Annotated in this window: 11 protein-coding genes and 3 pseudogenes; 5 read left to right on the top strand and 9 right to left on the bottom strand. The window is 59.6% G+C overall.

The features are described 5' to 3' along the window. Window positions 1–274: 274 nt before the first annotated feature. Window positions 275–568 (top strand): AsnC family transcriptional regulator, encoded by a 294-nt coding sequence (locus tag WDM24_RS07305; protein WP_338830731.1) that lies wholly within the window; start codon window positions 275–277, stop codon window positions 566–568. Here the strand turns inward: WDM24_RS07305 and WDM24_RS07310 are convergent. Continuing rightward, a complete protein-coding gene (locus WDM24_RS07310) occupies window positions 522–1,805 on the bottom strand; it encodes an IS256 family transposase (protein ID WP_338830732.1) in 1,284 nt (427 codons plus the stop codon). The two genes, WDM24_RS07305 and WDM24_RS07310, sit on opposite strands and share 47 nt — an antisense overlap. Here WDM24_RS07310 and WDM24_RS07315 point away from each other — a divergent pair. Further along, window positions 1,752–2,177 (top strand): Lrp/AsnC family transcriptional regulator, encoded by a 426-nt coding sequence (locus WDM24_RS07315; RefSeq protein ID WP_338696274.1) that lies wholly within the window; start codon window positions 1,752–1,754, stop codon window positions 2,175–2,177. The two genes, WDM24_RS07310 and WDM24_RS07315, sit on opposite strands and share 54 nt — an antisense overlap. 500 nt (window positions 2,178–2,677) lie before the next feature. Then, complete coding sequence (locus WDM24_RS07320) at window positions 2,678–3,325, top strand: FkbM family methyltransferase (RefSeq protein WP_176535211.1); 648 nt, start codon at window positions 2,678–2,680, stop codon at window positions 3,323–3,325. 210 nt (window positions 3,326–3,535) lie between these two features. Here the strand turns inward: WDM24_RS07320 and WDM24_RS07325 are convergent, their stop codons facing one another. Further along, complete coding sequence (locus WDM24_RS07325) at window positions 3,536–3,718, bottom strand: hypothetical protein (RefSeq protein ID WP_338696276.1); 183 nt, start codon at window positions 3,716–3,718, stop codon at window positions 3,536–3,538. Window positions 3,719–4,237: 519 nt separating this feature from the next. Beyond that, a protein-coding gene (locus WDM24_RS07330) for an IS5 family transposase (RefSeq protein ID WP_224944040.1) occupies window positions 4,238–4,998 on the bottom strand; the annotation gives its coding sequence in 2 pieces (ribosomal slippage) (window positions 4,238–4,669 and window positions 4,672–4,998; 759 coding nt in all). A gap of 166 nt (window positions 4,999–5,164) precedes the next feature. Here WDM24_RS07330 and WDM24_RS07335 point away from each other — a divergent pair. Next, window positions 5,165–5,371: pseudogene (locus WDM24_RS07335) on the top strand (helix-turn-helix domain-containing protein); the annotation flags it as partial. A 282-nt stretch (window positions 5,372–5,653) separates the two neighbouring features. On the opposite strand, the gene WDM24_RS07340 reads toward WDM24_RS07335, so the two are convergent. The 3 genes from WDM24_RS07340 to WDM24_RS07350 form a co-directional block, all read right to left on the bottom strand. Then, window positions 5,654–6,208: a hypothetical protein gene (locus WDM24_RS07340; protein ID WP_176533522.1), complete on the bottom strand. Its 555-nt coding sequence runs from the start codon at window positions 6,206–6,208 to the stop codon at window positions 5,654–5,656. Window positions 6,209–7,113: 905 nt separating this feature from the next. Then, a complete protein-coding gene (locus WDM24_RS07345; RefSeq protein ID WP_224924238.1) occupies window positions 7,114–7,827 on the bottom strand; it encodes a carbonic anhydrase in 714 nt (237 codons plus the stop codon). 34 nt (window positions 7,828–7,861) lie between these two features. Continuing rightward, window positions 7,862–8,587 (bottom strand): thermonuclease family protein, encoded by a 726-nt coding sequence (locus WDM24_RS07350; protein WP_173640820.1) that lies wholly within the window; start codon window positions 8,585–8,587, stop codon window positions 7,862–7,864. A 1,027-nt stretch (window positions 8,588–9,614) separates the two neighbouring features. Here WDM24_RS07350 and WDM24_RS07355 point away from each other — a divergent pair. Then, window positions 9,615–10,742, top strand: a pseudogene (locus tag WDM24_RS07355) (IS3 family transposase). Between the two features lie 639 nt (window positions 10,743–11,381). On the opposite strand, the gene WDM24_RS44435 reads toward WDM24_RS07355, so the two are convergent. The 3 genes and pseudogenes from WDM24_RS44435 to WDM24_RS07365 form a co-directional block, all read right to left on the bottom strand. Continuing rightward, window positions 11,382–11,666 carry a PAN domain-containing protein gene (locus WDM24_RS44435; RefSeq protein ID WP_173640822.1) on the bottom strand — a complete coding sequence of 95 codons (285 nt, stop codon included), beginning with the start codon at window positions 11,664–11,666 and terminating at the stop codon, window positions 11,382–11,384. Window positions 11,667–12,223: 557 nt separating this feature from the next. Then, window positions 12,224–13,498 (bottom strand): IS256 family transposase, encoded by a 1,275-nt coding sequence (locus WDM24_RS07360; protein ID WP_338830733.1) that lies wholly within the window; start codon window positions 13,496–13,498, stop codon window positions 12,224–12,226. Window positions 13,499–14,235: 737 nt separating this feature from the next. Further along, a pseudogene (locus WDM24_RS07365) lies at window positions 14,236–15,111 on the bottom strand (IS3 family transposase); the annotation flags it as partial. Window positions 15,112–15,366 lie beyond the last annotated feature (255 nt).

Raw genomic sequence — 15,366 nt, forward strand, 5'->3', positions numbered from 1 at the left:
TTCGGACTGGTCCGGTACTACTCATGGCGGACCTCTCTTTGTCCAAGGAAGTGCCTCGATCGCCTGCGCGCCCGCCGGCAAGCCGACCGTAGCTGGCTGAGCAAGCTCGTCGCTCGAGAATCAACAAAGCGATCGGGCGTGCGAGCCGAACTGGTCTGACGCCCTACCGCTCCCCGCTTGAACGATCTGATTACGTATTGGAAGGGCAGGGCTCAAGCGAGGGGCCGGGTTTGGTCGTGGAAAAACCTGCTCGCCCGTTGATCCCGCCAGAACCATGAAACTTGACAGAACGGATGCCCGCCTTCTTGACTTACTGCAAAGAAACAACCGTCTGAGCAGTGAAATACTCGGCGCGAAGGTCGGGTTGTCGGCCTCTGGCGTTCAGCGCCGACTGAAGCGCCTGCGAGCACTGCGCGTAATCGAAGCGGACGTCTCAATCATTTCTCCGAAAGCAATCGGACGAAACGTGACCCTGCTGGTTCTCGTGAGCTATCGCCAAATTTTGGTGACGGCGCGGCCGGTCAGGCGGCGGCGGGTATGGGCTGACGGTCAGTCGGTTTGGCGATGACCTCGATCCCGTCGTTGAATGTCACACCGAGAACGAGTTTTGGCAACTGGTTGTGGCCATCGAGACGACGCCAGCTTTTCTGCGCGGCCTCAAGCAGTTTGAAGACCATCGCGAGCGCCGTTCTGTTGGACAGGCAGCCCTTCGATCGGATCGTGCGGTGGCGCACGGTAGCGAAGGTGCTTTCAATGGGGTTGGTGGTCCGCAGGTGTTTCCAGTGTTCGGCCGGGAAGTCGTAGAACGCCAGTAGCGTGTCCCGATCCTTGCTCAGGCAGTCGGCCGCCTTCTCGTATTTGGGCGTATAGCTCTCGATGAAGGCGTCGAACGCCAGCTCGGCGGCGGCCTTGGTTTCGGCCATCCAGATCTCCTGCAACGCGCGTTTGGCTTTAGGCTGCTGGCTCTTCGGCAACTTGGCGATCACGTTGGCGGTCTTGTGTACCCAGCAGCGCTGCTCGCGCGTTTTCGGCCAGACCTCGCCGGCGGCCTTCCAGAACCCGAGCGCGCCGTCGGCGATGGTGAGCCGCGGTGGCACGCCGAGCCCGCGCCGCTTCAGGTCGAGCAGCAGATCGCGCCAGTCCTGCGCGCTCTCGCGGGCGCCATCGGTGAGGCCGACCAGTTCCTTGCGGCCTTCCGGCGTCGCGCCGATCAGCACCAGGATGCAATGCTTTTCGTCTTCGAGGCGTGCTTGGAGATGGATGCCATCGGCCCAGATGTAGACGTCGCGCTTCGCCGACAGATCGCGCCTCTGCCACGCGGTGTGTTCGTCAAGCCAACCGTCCTTCAGACGGCCGCTGGCGGATGCCGACAACCCGGCAGCATCCTTGCCGAGCAGCGCCGCCAGAGCCTCGGAGAAGTCGCCGGTGGAGATACCCTTCAGGTAAAGGATCGGCAGCAGCGTCTCGATCGATTTCGAGCGGCGCATGTAGGGCGGCAGGATCGACGGAGAGAACCGGATGCGGTCGGGATCGGTAGCCTCCGCCTCGCGATCGCGTACACGCGGCTGGCGGACGCCGACCGGACCGATACCATCCATCACCTCGCGTTCCGGCAGGTGACCGTGGCGCACGACGCGCTGGTGGCCGTCCGCAGTCTTCAAATCGGCATGCTTGCCGAGAAAGTCCGCGACCTCGGCCTCGACCGCCTGGGCCAACAGAGCACGCGCCCCATTGCGCAAGATTTCGGTGAGTTGATCGTCGACGTTTCCTGGCTGAATCAACTTGATGATGTTATCTTTGGACACGGCATATCGCTCCTTCGGTGGAGAAGTGGAGGCGTCAAGCACCCCCACGATATGCCGCCTTCCCGATTCCCGCCGTCACCAACTTTCAGCGATAGCTCGGTTCTCGTCTCACTTCACCGGAATCGAGCCGACATCGTTGATCGCTTCAAGCGCACAATCTGCAAAATGACTGAGGTGATGAGCGGATTCTATGTCACCGGTCAGCCCCACTTCGTCCTGCTCGTTACCGCAGATAATCTGGAGGAGTACGAGAAATTTACCCGCCGCCTCTCTCATGAAGATCCGGACATAGAGCGCTTCGAAACCATGGTGGTTATGGATAGGGTCAAGGCAGGCTTTACCTTGCCAATTTCTTCGATCGCATGCTGGTGATCGCCCGATACCGTTCGAACGGAGGCCGGCGCTCGTTCAGTTCATCACAATTATCATCTATGCGGAGTGAACGTCGATCAGTAGCCTTTCCTGGAGCGGGCGCAGTCGCCCGTGGCCGCTCCCGGTACCTGGTGCCCGAAGGTGGTACCAAGACTGGTGACAATCAGACCACAATCCGTTCGGCGCGGGTCTTTATCGCCTTGCGAAGCCAGATCGCGATGCAGTGGTCAAAGGGCCACTCGCAAATCACCTATGTTACCGCGAAGATCGCATTCCAGATGGCGCCCTCGAGAGCACGCCGCGGCCCGCTTCGCAAGACAAGCCGGCAGTGGCGGCAGCATCATCCCTCGCCACGCTCGAGCGAAAGAGAGCGCCATCCGCGACCGCTCGCGCGCCGGCATATGAATTATATACGTTGATATACGTTGTGCTGGCATGTCTGACGTGTGATTGCGCGTCTAGGACAAAGTGTCAACGGAGTTCCAATGGAAAAACAACCCGTGTCTTGTGTGGACGTACATCAGCATATTCTGTCACTTCTTGGGATGTCCAATCCAGTGATCTTGGATATCGGCTGCAATGACGGAACCGATACGGCACATTTTCTCACCCTGTGCCCACAAGCTCAGCTTTACTGCTTTGAGCCGGACCCCCGAGCGATCGCGCGTTTCAAGAAGAAGCTCGGTCCAAATCTCGATAAGGTGAAGCTGCTTGAAATTGCGATCAGCGAACGAAACGGGACGATCGACTTCCATCCAAGCAATGCAGATGGAGATGCAAAGGAATGGGACCTCTCTGGCTCAATACGCCGCCCGAAGAACCATCTTACCGAGTATGATTGGGTTCGCTTCGACCGTCCCTTCTCGGTTGAAACTCGACGGCTCGACGATTGGTGCAGCGAAGCTGGACTGAACACGGTCGATTTCATCTGGATGGACGTTCAAGGAGCCGAGGCCGATGTCATCGCCGGTGGCGTGCAGACGTTAAGCAACACGCGCTTCATCTACACGGAATATAGCGATCGCGAGCTCTACGAGGGGCAGCTGTCCCTGCAAGCCATTCTCGACCTATTACCATCATTCGAAGTGGCGGCTCATTATCCCCGCGAAGTGGAGGGTGACGTATTGCTGAAAAATACGCAATTCTAGCTGCCATATCCGGCAGCCCCGTTCGTCGGTGAAAGAGCTTGCCCCAGATTTATGTAGCACATTGTTGTGTAACAGCGATGGATCGGGCAAGCGGGCTCGTTGCCTCGCTCGCGGCATGTCCTTTGACGTTCTCGGTTGTTGCCGTTGCACGGGCTTACGGACGGGAGATGCATAAGACTCCCGTGATAATTGCTGAGTTGCTGATAATCGCTATTTTGATATATCGGCGCGGTGAGTGACGTCCCGGATAGCCGCGCGAGCCGTTTCAGATGCTTGAATCAGCTCCATCAGCCGGCGCTCATACTGTTTAAGCGTCTGAACGGTTGCTGCATGCTCTGGGCCTCTAGGAAGCTGCTGCGCTGATTCGAACAACTGCCAAAGCAGCTGCATCATGTCGCGTAGTTCCTTGAGCCTCGCCAGTTTTGTCACCCGGTCAACCTTGCTCTAATTGCTCCAATGCGAAGACGGGCTGAAGCATCGGCGTTCGATCCGATCAACACCGCAGATAGGAAGACGTGAGATCGGTAAAAAGGGTCGTTTTTCCCCGCCGGATGCAGTTGGTCGCACGATTGTCTCCGTTGGTTAGCTTCTTTCTCGCGGTTTTTTCAGTCCTGCCGTCTCGCTCATGATCCTGGCGGGAACCATTCAGTCTGCTGTACAGAGGCAAATGTTGCGTGAGGGTTTTGCAACGACCGTGCCATCAGCTCGATCTAGCCTACGGATCTGAGAATACTAGGTTCGTGGTTGTTGCGGATCCGACATCGCCTCGGCGCCCGGCCTGTCAGTGTCCATACAGCATCAATGAATTCCAAGCACCGGCTTTGGCTCTGAGCGTTGTGTTGCGACGCGTGCAATACGCGCTGTGGTCCTTGGCGCCGGAAAGCTCGCTTACAGCTGCTCTAGGATCCGGACTCAATTGATCCACCAAGTGATCGCGGCGGCCAGCAGGATTGCAGACAGGAAGATGTCTGCGCGCTTGTCGTATCTGGTTGCGATCCGGCGGAAGTCCTTGAGACGGCAGAACATCCGCTCGATGACGTTGCGGCCTTTGTAGGCGACCTTATCGTAGAGATGCGGATGCTTGCGGGTCGGATTTGGCGGGATCACGGCCTTGATGCGGCGTGCGGCTAGTTCGTTGCGTAGGCTCCTGGCGTCGTAGGCTCGATCAGCCAGCAGACGGCGCGGGGTACGAACCATGCCGATCAAGCCGCGTGCACCGACCAGGTCGTGGGTGTTGCCAGGGGTGATCAGGAAGGCAAGCGGACGGCCGATATCGTCGGTCAGCGCGTGGATTTTGGTGGTCTGCCCGCCGCGCGAGCGGCCGATCGCGTTGTTGAAGGCCCCCCTTTTGCGCCGGCCGCGGAGCGATGGGCTTTGATGTAACTGGAATCCACCGACATCGATCCGTACATGCCGGTCGATCCGGTCAGGGCGTAAAAAATATCCGTCCAAATCCCCTGTCGGCTCCAGCGGTTGAAGCGGTTGTAGACCGTTGTGTAGGGGCCGTAGACTTCCGGGCAATCGCGCCAGCGCGAACCAGATTTCAGCATGTGCACAATGCCGCTGATCACGCGTCTATCATCGACCCGATGCGCTCCCTTGCGCCCTCGTGGCAACAACGGCTCAATCCGCCGCCATTCCGCATCGCTGAGCCAGTAGACCTGCTTTGCCATTCAAGCCTCCCTTGCGCTGAGAAGCTTGAATCACAGTCCAATTCCAGATGGAATCCCTATTGAGTACAAACCCTAGAGCGGGGTGGGTCAAGCTTGAATCGATTTGGGATTCCCAAATCGGAAGGCTTCTGATTCAACATGCTGGCTGGGAAGGAGGCCAGCATGGATGGGACGAGCCTATTCGGACGACCTTCGTGAGCGGGTGGTGAGAGCTGTCATCAAAGGTGGCCTGTCGCGGCATCAGGCAGCGGCTCAATTTGGGGTGGCCATCAGCACGGCGATCAACTGGGTACAGCGCTTCCACGAGACCGGTAGCGTCAAGCCAGACCAGATCGGGGGCTATCGGCCAAAGAAGATTGCGGGGCCGCACCGCGAAATGGCTGGCAAGCAATCCGATCGGGCGCCCCCTCGGATTGTCCATACAGGACACCATGAAACGGTCGCGAAGTGCGAGGCCGAGCAGATCGAAGGCCTTCCTCCCGAACAAAAGACGGACGCGCGCGTCGGCCGCTAGCTGACAGGGGCGGGAACACACCGTCAGCCGACCCGGTTGCCGATCAAGATCGCCAAATTCTCTGATGTGATGCGCCGGTCCGTCGTGTCGGTTACACACGCAAGCTGCGCGTGCGGCGCAGCGGGGAGCGCCAAATCCAAACTATCGAGGCGGCGCCAAGCAGGCTGCTCGCAAGCGACGTAATGCGTAAGCCTGTTGCCGCAGCGACTGCGCCACCGGCCAGCGCACCCAATGACGCCAGTCCCCACACCACGCTGCGGATGCTCGCATTGGCCCGGCCTTGCAAGCGTTGCGCGACCAACGCGTATCGAAGGGGAACCTGCTGCACATTGTAGATACCTTGGCCGACAGAATGAATTGGGAGAGCGAAACGCATGCCACCGCGGCCCACCGGGGTTCGGTGATCAGGGTGGCCAAACTCATGCCCACGGTGCTCACGGCCAAACCGACCATTAACACCGGGCCGATGCCGATTGCCCGGCCGGCCGAGGGCGAGCTAGCCGCGCCGACCACACCACCAAGCGCGCCGATTCCGAGCACCACGCTGACGATCCGGCTGTCGAACTCGAGATCCTTGGTCAGATGCAACAGAAAGGCTGCAGAATATGCGCTATGGCAAAAGATGAACGTGGCGGTGGCTAAAGTGACCGCCCTCAAGATCGGATTGCCGAACACGCCCGCCAGCCCCTCAGCCACTTGGCAGAGTACCGCGCACGAGGCGGCTGTTGAGCGCCCAGCGGACCGCGTCGGCAACGGAATCGTCGCCAGTGTTGCCGCCACCGGCTCCGAGCCAAGCGCAAGAGCGGCCTCATCAAGCCGCCCGCCGCTGACGGCCCTCCGGTCGGCTCCGCCTCCCCCGTCCCGTCAGCAGCGGAGCCAACCTTCAACCGAGATCATAATCCCGATGGTGGGGGCAGTTCTTTATGACGCAAAGGGGGCAGTTCCGGATGGCGACACATGGTGACGTTGGAGCCCAGCAGCGAAATGGTCTGGCCGACCAGCAGCGCAAGATAGCTGCGCGGCAACCCGCCAATCGCGGCGGAACAGTTCCGGCGACTCACGCGTCGCCAGACGGGCTTGCAAGCGGTAAATAGCCGAGGCGGACCAGCTCACTTCCGGCGATCTGCTCGAACAACGGGATCACTCTGCCAAGCGCATAGACGAACTGCTGGCTTGGGAGTGGCAGCCTCAAAGCATCGCTCAGGCCGCTTAAGCACGATCAACGGAGAATTTGGATCGATGGCATAGCGGATCGCCAGCGTCGAGAAAATTCTGCTGGGCTCGCTGGTGCGGAGGCTGAGCTCAAATCCCAGCGCGATCTTCCGCTCGAGCCAACTCTGTGAGCCAGGACGAACTAACGAGACATCCAGGTTGTCGGCCGGGCCAAGAATCTCTCTTGGTGCTGGCCGCGTGTCGCCAGAATAAGTACAAGGATTACAACGAGAATTAAGAGCCCGCGCATACCTGAGCTATCCGAAGCTGTACTAGAATTGTTGACGATATCCAGGGCACTTGCGGCGGCGGATGAATGAGCGAATGTCGTCCGAGGTCGCTGTTGAGCCAGTTAGGACGAGGCCGCCGCGCATGGCGGCCGCCATCCATTAGCTCAGCAGATCGACTCTGCCCGTATCAAGCCTGTAAAGGCCCCCGACAACCATCAGTCTGTTCTGCTCAACTGCCCGGTTTAGAACCGGTCCCGCCAATCTGAGTTTATTGACGTTATCGATTACATTTTGCCGGGTCGCATTGGCGAACGTGTCGCCGCCTTGCTGCCGAGATTCCTTAACCACAGGTGCAAGTGCGGCGACGAGCGATGGAATATGTCCCAGCGGCGGCTTGTCGTCGTTGAGCGCCTTGATCGTGGCGTCTACTGCGCCGCAATGATCGTGACCAAGTACCACAATTAATGGCGTGTTCAGCACGGCCACGGCATACTCCATGCTGGCGAGCGTGTCCTCGTTGACGAAATTTCCGGCGAGTCGGCAGACGAACAGATCACCAAGTCCGCTGTCGAAGGCCAGTTCTGGCGCAATACGAGAATCAGCGCAGCCCAGAACCGCGGCATATGGATTTTGCCCACCGACCAAAACCCGGCGCTCGCGTTTGAAATCGTGGCCTTGGGAAGCGCCCTGGACGTAGCGATCATTGCCTTCCATTAGCCGCTTCAGCGCAGCACCTGGAGAGAGCAGATTATCCGGCTTCGGCCGCAGTTTTGATTCCTTCGCCTCGACGATATGGTCGGCAAGCAGCATGCCGACAGCCGACATAGTGAACAGCAACAGAGAACGGCGCGAAGGTTCGATCGAATGGCTCATGCTCGAAGAATCTGCTTGCATGTGTGGTGGCACCCTATCGCGCGGCTTTACGCCATCCCAAGGCGGTCGCTTCCGATTCGCTGCAAAGCCAACGTTCACCTAAGTTCTTCGTCATATCGATTTGTTCGTAACTGTTTTGCCCGGGCAAGTGGTAAATGCGCTCGCCCTTACGGCCCACGGTGCCCTTTATCAGACACTCCTGTGAGGGAGGGTCGGTCAGCAAAGCGGATCCGAGCAGGAGTTCTTGAACGTCTGAGGGCACCGAGCTTGCGCCAATAATGATCGTCGACTGGTTGCGATGGCGCCAATCCCAAGGTGCAATGAACGCCCCGGACCAGATGCCCGCATAGGCATTGCTCGCAACAACCTCATAGATGGCATAGCTTGCTGCGGAGCGTGCCGATAATAGCGCCCATCCCGAGCGTACCATCCACGCGTTCACATCCTCGCCTGCGATGAAGCAGTTGCCAAGCGACCTCCTGTACACATCTACCCCTGTGGTATGGCAATCCCAGGTTCGCCCGTTCGAATGCTTGATGAGCTCATCGCGAGCAGCTATGCCACAAGCCCATTTCTGGCCATGGGCGTCGAGGCAGATCTGATCAGTCTCTGGCGCCTCGATGCCCGAGAGCCGGATTTTGGTCTGCTCGATTTCGATCGTGTTGCCGTCGAGAATGCGGGGAGCGCCGCTGAGTGTCGCCGCGCAAACCGGAGATGCGATGATAGCGAGCAATGCGGCCATCATCATGCGTTGTTTCATATCTGACAACCTTTCGTTCTTGGTCCATGGGCCCAGACACACGTACAATCGGTCACCGCTACATTCGACCGCTTGATCACACATCTTTGCCATCTGGCCTGTGCATCGTCCGAGGTTTGCTTTGTCGTTCGTGATTCTCACCCTACGTCCTGACGCAACGTGAGGTTCAAGCAATTTCGTCTGATGTGGGCGTTGCTGCTCGTGACCTGGCTCACCTCGTCCAGCCTCGGCCGTAACGGTGATGCTCGGGCTTCAAACGTCTCGTTGGATATTCAACAGCTGATCCAGCCTCTGCTCAGGCCGATCAGATCAGCTGCCAAAATTGCAGCGGGAACGGCGGCTTCCTGCCGTGCGGCATACTGCTGATCGCGAATAGCGCCATTGCGGGGTCTGCGACTTAGTCCCGATTTGACCAGCGCGTTGGGAGGCCACTGGATAACCTCCAGTTCGAGCGGCGCGCTGCCTGGTTCATTCGAGCGCCGTTATCGATGCGAGCCAAAGGCGCTCGGTTGGGAGTCAGGAAAGCGCCCTGGAGTATTAATGCGATCTGGAGTTCGTTTTTTGGGAGCCTCGGCAGTTGCGCTTGTCCCAAGTGGTAAGACGATTCGGCAGAACTTGAGCCGGCGGTGCAGCGGTGCTGGTCCGGAGGGTGCATTGGCGAACACGTCGGCGGTAATTGCTGCGGACATGCTGAAATAATTCCTACAGTCCGTCGATCCGGCGACGCCGTCATATCCCTGTGTTCGCGGCGGTTTGCCACATCGGCTACTCATCACGGCAGGTCCGGCGTGTTGTCCTACTTTGTCACGGATGATTTCAGCGTCGGCGTACGCGGTCGCTATTGGCGATGCGGACCAAAAAGGACAGCGACTTGACACGCACAGGCCGTGGTGGCCGGGGAAGCAACGTTTTCGAAGCATGAAACCCTGGCGGGCGGTTAGAGCTGGCTCCGCAAATTCGGACAGTAGCTTGAGTGGATTTTCTGCCTGAGAGCGGCGAGGATTCTTGCCGCGAAACAGGAGCGAAGATGACGAAGAGGAGTCGCCGGACGCATTCTCCGGCATTCAAGGCAAAGGTGGCTTTGGTGGCCGTGAAGGGGGAGAAGACATTGGCCGAGTTGGCGCAACTGTTTGATGTCCATCCGAACCAGATCACGACCTGGAAGTCCCAACTCCTGGCAGGCGCCGCCGGAGTGTTTGGGCAGGACAACGGACCGGCCGAGGCGCCGGTCGATTTGAAGCGTTACATGCCAAGATCGGCGAGCTTGCGTTGGAGAACGATTTTTTGTCCGGCGCGCTCACCAAGGCGGGCCTGCTGAGCGCAAAGCGATGATCGACCGCGACCATGATCTGTCTGTCGTGCGCCAGGCGAAGGTCCTGAACCTTGCCCGCAGTACGGTTTACTATGAACCTCGGCCGGTTTCGGCCGAGGACTTGTCTTGATGCGCCGGCTCGATGAGCTGCACCTCGATTATCCCTTCGCAGGGGGGCGCATGCTGCGATCGCTGTTGCAGCGTGAGGGCATGCAGGTTGGCGGCCGCCACGTCGCGACGCTGATGAAGCGCATGGGGATCGAGGCGATCTATCGCCGTCCGAACACGAGCAAGCCCGCACCGGGCCACAAGATCTACCCGTACCTATTGCGCGGATTGAAGATCGAGCGGCCGAACCAGGTCTGGGCAATGGGCATCAGCTACATTCCGATGCGACGTGGATTCGTTTACCTCGCGGCGGTCGTCGATGTGTTCAGCCGAAGGGTATTGGTCCATCGCGTATCGATCACGATGGAGACGATATTCTGCGTCGAAGCGCTCCAGGAGGCGTTGGCGAAGCACGGCAGGCCCGAGATCTTCAACACGGATCAGGGTAGCCAGTTCACCAGCCTCGACTTCACCGGCGTGCTGCTGGACGCGAACATCGCCATCAGCATGGACGGCAAGGGTGCCTGGCGCGACAACGTGTTCGTCGAGCGGCTGTGGCGCACTGTCAAATACGAGGAAGTCTATCTGCGTGCTTACGACAGCGTGCTCGAGGCGCGAGCATCGATTTCCAAATATCTGGCGTTCTACAATCGAGGACGTCCTCACTCGAGACTTGACGAACGCACGCCCGACGAGGCTTACTTCGGCACGCAAACGATGGTGACGGCCGCATGATCGTCGCCAACGATTTTGCTGCGGATCTGGTCGAGCTTACGCCCTCCCGGCAGGAATCCACTTAATTTTCGCGGGGCCCTGTCCAAACAACCGGGACCAGCTCTAACCTCCACGATTCGAAATCCCTGTCCCATGCCTTCCTGAATGGCGTGACGATCGTGAACTCGGCGTTTCTGGATGCCGATCTTGATCAATGTGAATTCGGCGATACCATCACGCTCGAACAGGTCTGCCTAGTAAGTGGCGCGCGTCCCACGCGGGTATTCGATCTCGTGCGCGCGATCGAAGTAGAATGCGCAAATTTCAGCGGTTGGTTGAAAAAAACTGCGACTCGAATTCATTTCCAACATTGTGCGTTTGATGGCATCGGAGCGAACCATAGCACCAAGCTCCCTTGTCTACATTGAGGGTGTTCTTTCAGCGCTGGGCTCAACGCTCCTCGAGGACGGTGACCCGCAGGCAATCCTTTCGGCTTTTATTACCGTGCGCAACGCCCTGTTCGACCGGGTGAACGAGATATTGCTGGCCAAGTCCAGCTCGGTCGGCGCCACCGAGAAGATTGTGCTTGATAAGGCGACAGACCAGCCATCTCAACCTTGCAATGTTCCGCTCGCCAATTCATGCAAGCTGCTACGGGGCTTACCTGTGGCCGGACACGCAGCAGAAATTGTCCGTTGGTGCCGGCGCCGCGTTCTTCAACCAACAGCGCGGAGTTTCACCTTGCCAGCCACTGCGGGCGAAGGTCCACGCCGCGCAGCCCGAATTGGCCCAGCACGCACCCTGGCAGTTCTCAGGAACGCTGTTCGGCGGCAGAGAGAAGCTGCTGATATCGGAGCCTAACCGGTCCTTCCCATACTCGATGGACTGGGCGAGGGCCGTAGCGCTAAGGAGAGCTAGCGCCAAAGCGACGAGGGGAGCTTTCATCTCATTAATCCTCCTAGCAGATCGTCATGATGGCGACATAAGCAATCGGTAGCCGCATATGCTCACTCTCCCTCATAGTCCGGGATATCTTGGATCTGGCCATTGTGGCGGTTCAGTCCCTGCCACGCGCCGCTAACTTCAGCGGTCGGTCCTGCAAGCAAAACTAACCGGTTGGCTCCGGAAAGCCCGAGATAATGGAGAATTATATCTCGAAAGGTCCCACGCCCGCACCTACCAAGACTGGTTGGCTTCATGGACGCGTGGATCAGTCGCCTCAGCCTTGGCCGCAAAGCAGCTAGCCCTCGCAGGCCGAACGCGACCGGCGCGATCTACACTGGGGCAGCCTGCGCGGACGCGACTCGGCGCCGGGAAACATGCGAACCGACGCTGTCCCTATCACGCGCAGTTAACTTCAGTGACCAGCTTTACTGTCATGAGTGTTGGCTGCTCTTTAAAAATTGGCATCGCTTTATTCGGGAGAAAGGCCAACCGTATGGAACGAGGGGATGTCCCGATCGGTGTTGAACTACGTCGGGCCGACGTTGCCGGAATGAATGTTACGCGGCCCTCGAGACGTGGGCAACGGGCTTGATCGTCATGCGATCGTGGCGAGCTTGAAGGGCCGCACGCAGAACCGACAATTGCTTATGCGCCTTCAATCGTCGGAAGCCCTTGTTGGCTTCGCTCATGCCGGCCGCGACCCATCGCAAGGCCATACCGGCATCCCGCCAGCGTTTGACGTTGCGCGTGACGCGGCGAATGGTGCCCATCATGTTCTCGGCGATGTTGGTCCAGGCGAGCGATCGACGAAGCTCCTTCGGCAGCTTCAGCCGGACGACAGTCAGGATTTCGTCGAGGCCTTCGAGGATGCTGGCCGCTACGCCGGGCCATTGCTGGTCGAGTCGACGCGCAAGATTGCGGATCAATTTTTCAGCCTTGTCGGCGTCATTGAGCTCCCAGTCCTGGCGCAGCACCCGACGGGTGGCCGCATGATGCTCTTTCGGCAGGCGTTCCATGATGTTGCGTGCCTTGTGGATCTGGCAGCGCTGGATCGCAGCGGCCGAACCGAAGGTGCGGCGGATCGCCTTCGACAACGGTTTCGCGCCGTCGGCGATGAACAGTCCTGGCACCGTCGGGTCGAGCCCGCGCGAGACCAGGTTGTCCAGCAGGGCCTGAACCGTTGCGGCATTCTCGGTCGCCCCTTCCACCAGCGCCAGCGGATGCTTGTTGCCTTCGCCGTCAACTCCGATTGCGGCGACCAGCACGAGATCGTCGCCGAGATGCAGCCCGTCGATTTGGACCACCAGAAGGTCGAGCGTGGACAGATCGGCAGCCATGAAGTCAGCCAGCCGCGTCGCCGACAGCGCTACGAACCTCCGCGAGGCCGCCGACTTCGAAACCCCCGATCCGGGCGGTGCCGGCACGTCACCCTCGGGCAGTCGGACAGCACGGCCGAACCGGAGCGTCGACACATTGATCAGCATCAGGTTCATCGCCCCGCGACCGAGCCAATCCTCCTGCGCCGCCGTTTCCCAGCTCGGGATCGTGACCTCGCCGCCATCCACGCCCCGGACCCGCGGGCGCTCGACCTCGATCTTGCCGCCGTGGAAACCTATCCGTCCCCGCGTTCGACCCCAACGGTGCGCCCGCCGCGCCGCGTCGCGACCGTGGCGCGGCCCGCAGGCCGCCACAACATCCGCCTCCATCGTCGTGCCGAGCGCCTCCATCCCTGCCGCAAGGCAGAACCGATCGAAGCTCGCCCGCACTTCTGCAAACGCTTCGTCCACCGCCCCGGTCGCCGACGAACCAGCCGGTTTGATATCTCTCGTCATGGCGTTGCTCTCCTTTATGGAATCAGCACCCCGAGCCTACCGGCTCAAGGTGGGCAACGCCGACCTCTTCAGAAATTCAACAGAACCCGGGACATCCCCCGGAACGACCCGAAAGCCGTTAATTCCAGAATGCCGGCGGGTTAACGTAGCCGTTAAGGGAACGTTGAGCGCGCGCGGCGTCCGCGAAGTGCTCGGCGCCTGTCCATCGTCGGCGCGTGCGCGTGGGAACTGAGGCCGAAACCTTTCGGCCAAAACGAAACCGCGCCGGCCGGAGCACTGAAGCGGATAACGTGGGGCATTAGCGTTCCTTTCGCGTTGCGCACAATCGCGCGTGTTCAGAAATCGAGCGGCGACGAGCGAAAATGCCCAATTGCAACCCTTCTCCACTGTAGCAGGTGTTCTGACGCGTGATCGTTTATGATGGCGCAATCAACAGAGTTGTCGAACGGAACGTTCCGCCCATAAAAAGCGAGCCAAGGTGCTTGTTGCGGACAATTCATGTGTTGTGATCACCCTGTTCAAGAGCGCCCTGACAGCCTTTTGCGAAACCAAGCCGAAGTCGGCCAAGGCGCAAGAAGCAGGCTGTGATGAAATTATGTCCGCACGAGCCGCAATCGCCTTTGGCAGTACAAGCGCGAGTCTCCTTTGCGTAACCGTGTGGAAATACGTCAGAGCCTGAGCTGGCTCCGGTTGTCTGAACAGATTTTCCGCGTCGATAAGTGGAGTCTCTGCCATGGTTAGGCTGCCAAGCGGAGTGGCAGCGGGTTGAAGTAGGCTTGATCGGGGGTGACGCCGTCAAGGCTCGAATGCGGGCGCCGACCGTTGTAGAAGTCGAGGTATCGGCCGATCGACGCGAGGGCCTCGCTGACGCTGTCATAGGCCCGCAGATACACCTCCTCGTATTTGACGCTGCGCCATAGCCGTTCGACAAACACGTTGTCTCGCCAGGCTCCCTTGCCGTCCATGCTGATCGCAATGCCGTTGTCGGCGAGCACGCCGGTAAAAGCCTGTCCGGTGAACTGCGAGCCCTGATCCGTATTGAAGACGTCCGGCTTGCCGTGACGAGCCAGGGCATCCTGAAGCGTCTCGACACAGGACGTCGCCTCCATGGTGATCGATACGCGCCACGACAGCACGCGGCGGCTGAACCAGTCGAGCACAACCGCCAGATAAACGAAGCCGCGGGCCATCGGGATGTAGGTGATGTCCATCGCCCACACCTGGTTCGGCCGCGTGATCTCCATTCCGCGCAGCAGGTACGGGTAGATCTTGTGGCCCGGCTCGGGCTTTGTCGTGCGTGGACGGCGACAGAGCGCTTCTATCCCCATCCGCCGCATCAACGTCTTCACATGCCGACGGCCGATCTTGCACCCATCGGCAGCCAGCAGCCCTCGCAACATGCGAGAGCCGGCAAAAGGGAACTCCAGATGCAGCCGGTCGAGGCGCTGCATGATCGCAAGGTCGGCGTCCGGCACCGGCCGCGGCAGGTAGTACACGCTGCCGCGGCCGATGTTCAAAGCCTCCGCTTGCCTGGTGATCGACAGCTCGTGCTCACGGTCGATCATCGCTTTGCGCTCAGCAATCCCGCCTTGGTGAGCGCTCCTTCTAAAAAACTATGCGCGGCGCTGCGCTCCCCCTGTGGGATAGAAACGGACCGGCGCTAGATTGCCGACCGGGAGGGAGCGGCCGATACGATTTTGGTGGCACGTGACCCCGTCAAAAAACCTGGTCCATGGGTTGTCGCGCACTTGAGAGTGGTGACGCCATCCGGCGATCCCGTTTAGGAATCTGACGGATAGCGCAGCCCAGCCCTTCCGCCGCCGTCAGCAGGAGGATTAGAGATGAACCCCAAAAGATCGAAGTCGAGG

The sequence above is a fragment of the Bradyrhizobium sp. 27S5 genome (assembly GCF_037217225.1).
Lineage (GTDB): Bacteria > Pseudomonadota > Alphaproteobacteria > Rhizobiales > Xanthobacteraceae > Bradyrhizobium > Bradyrhizobium septentrionale.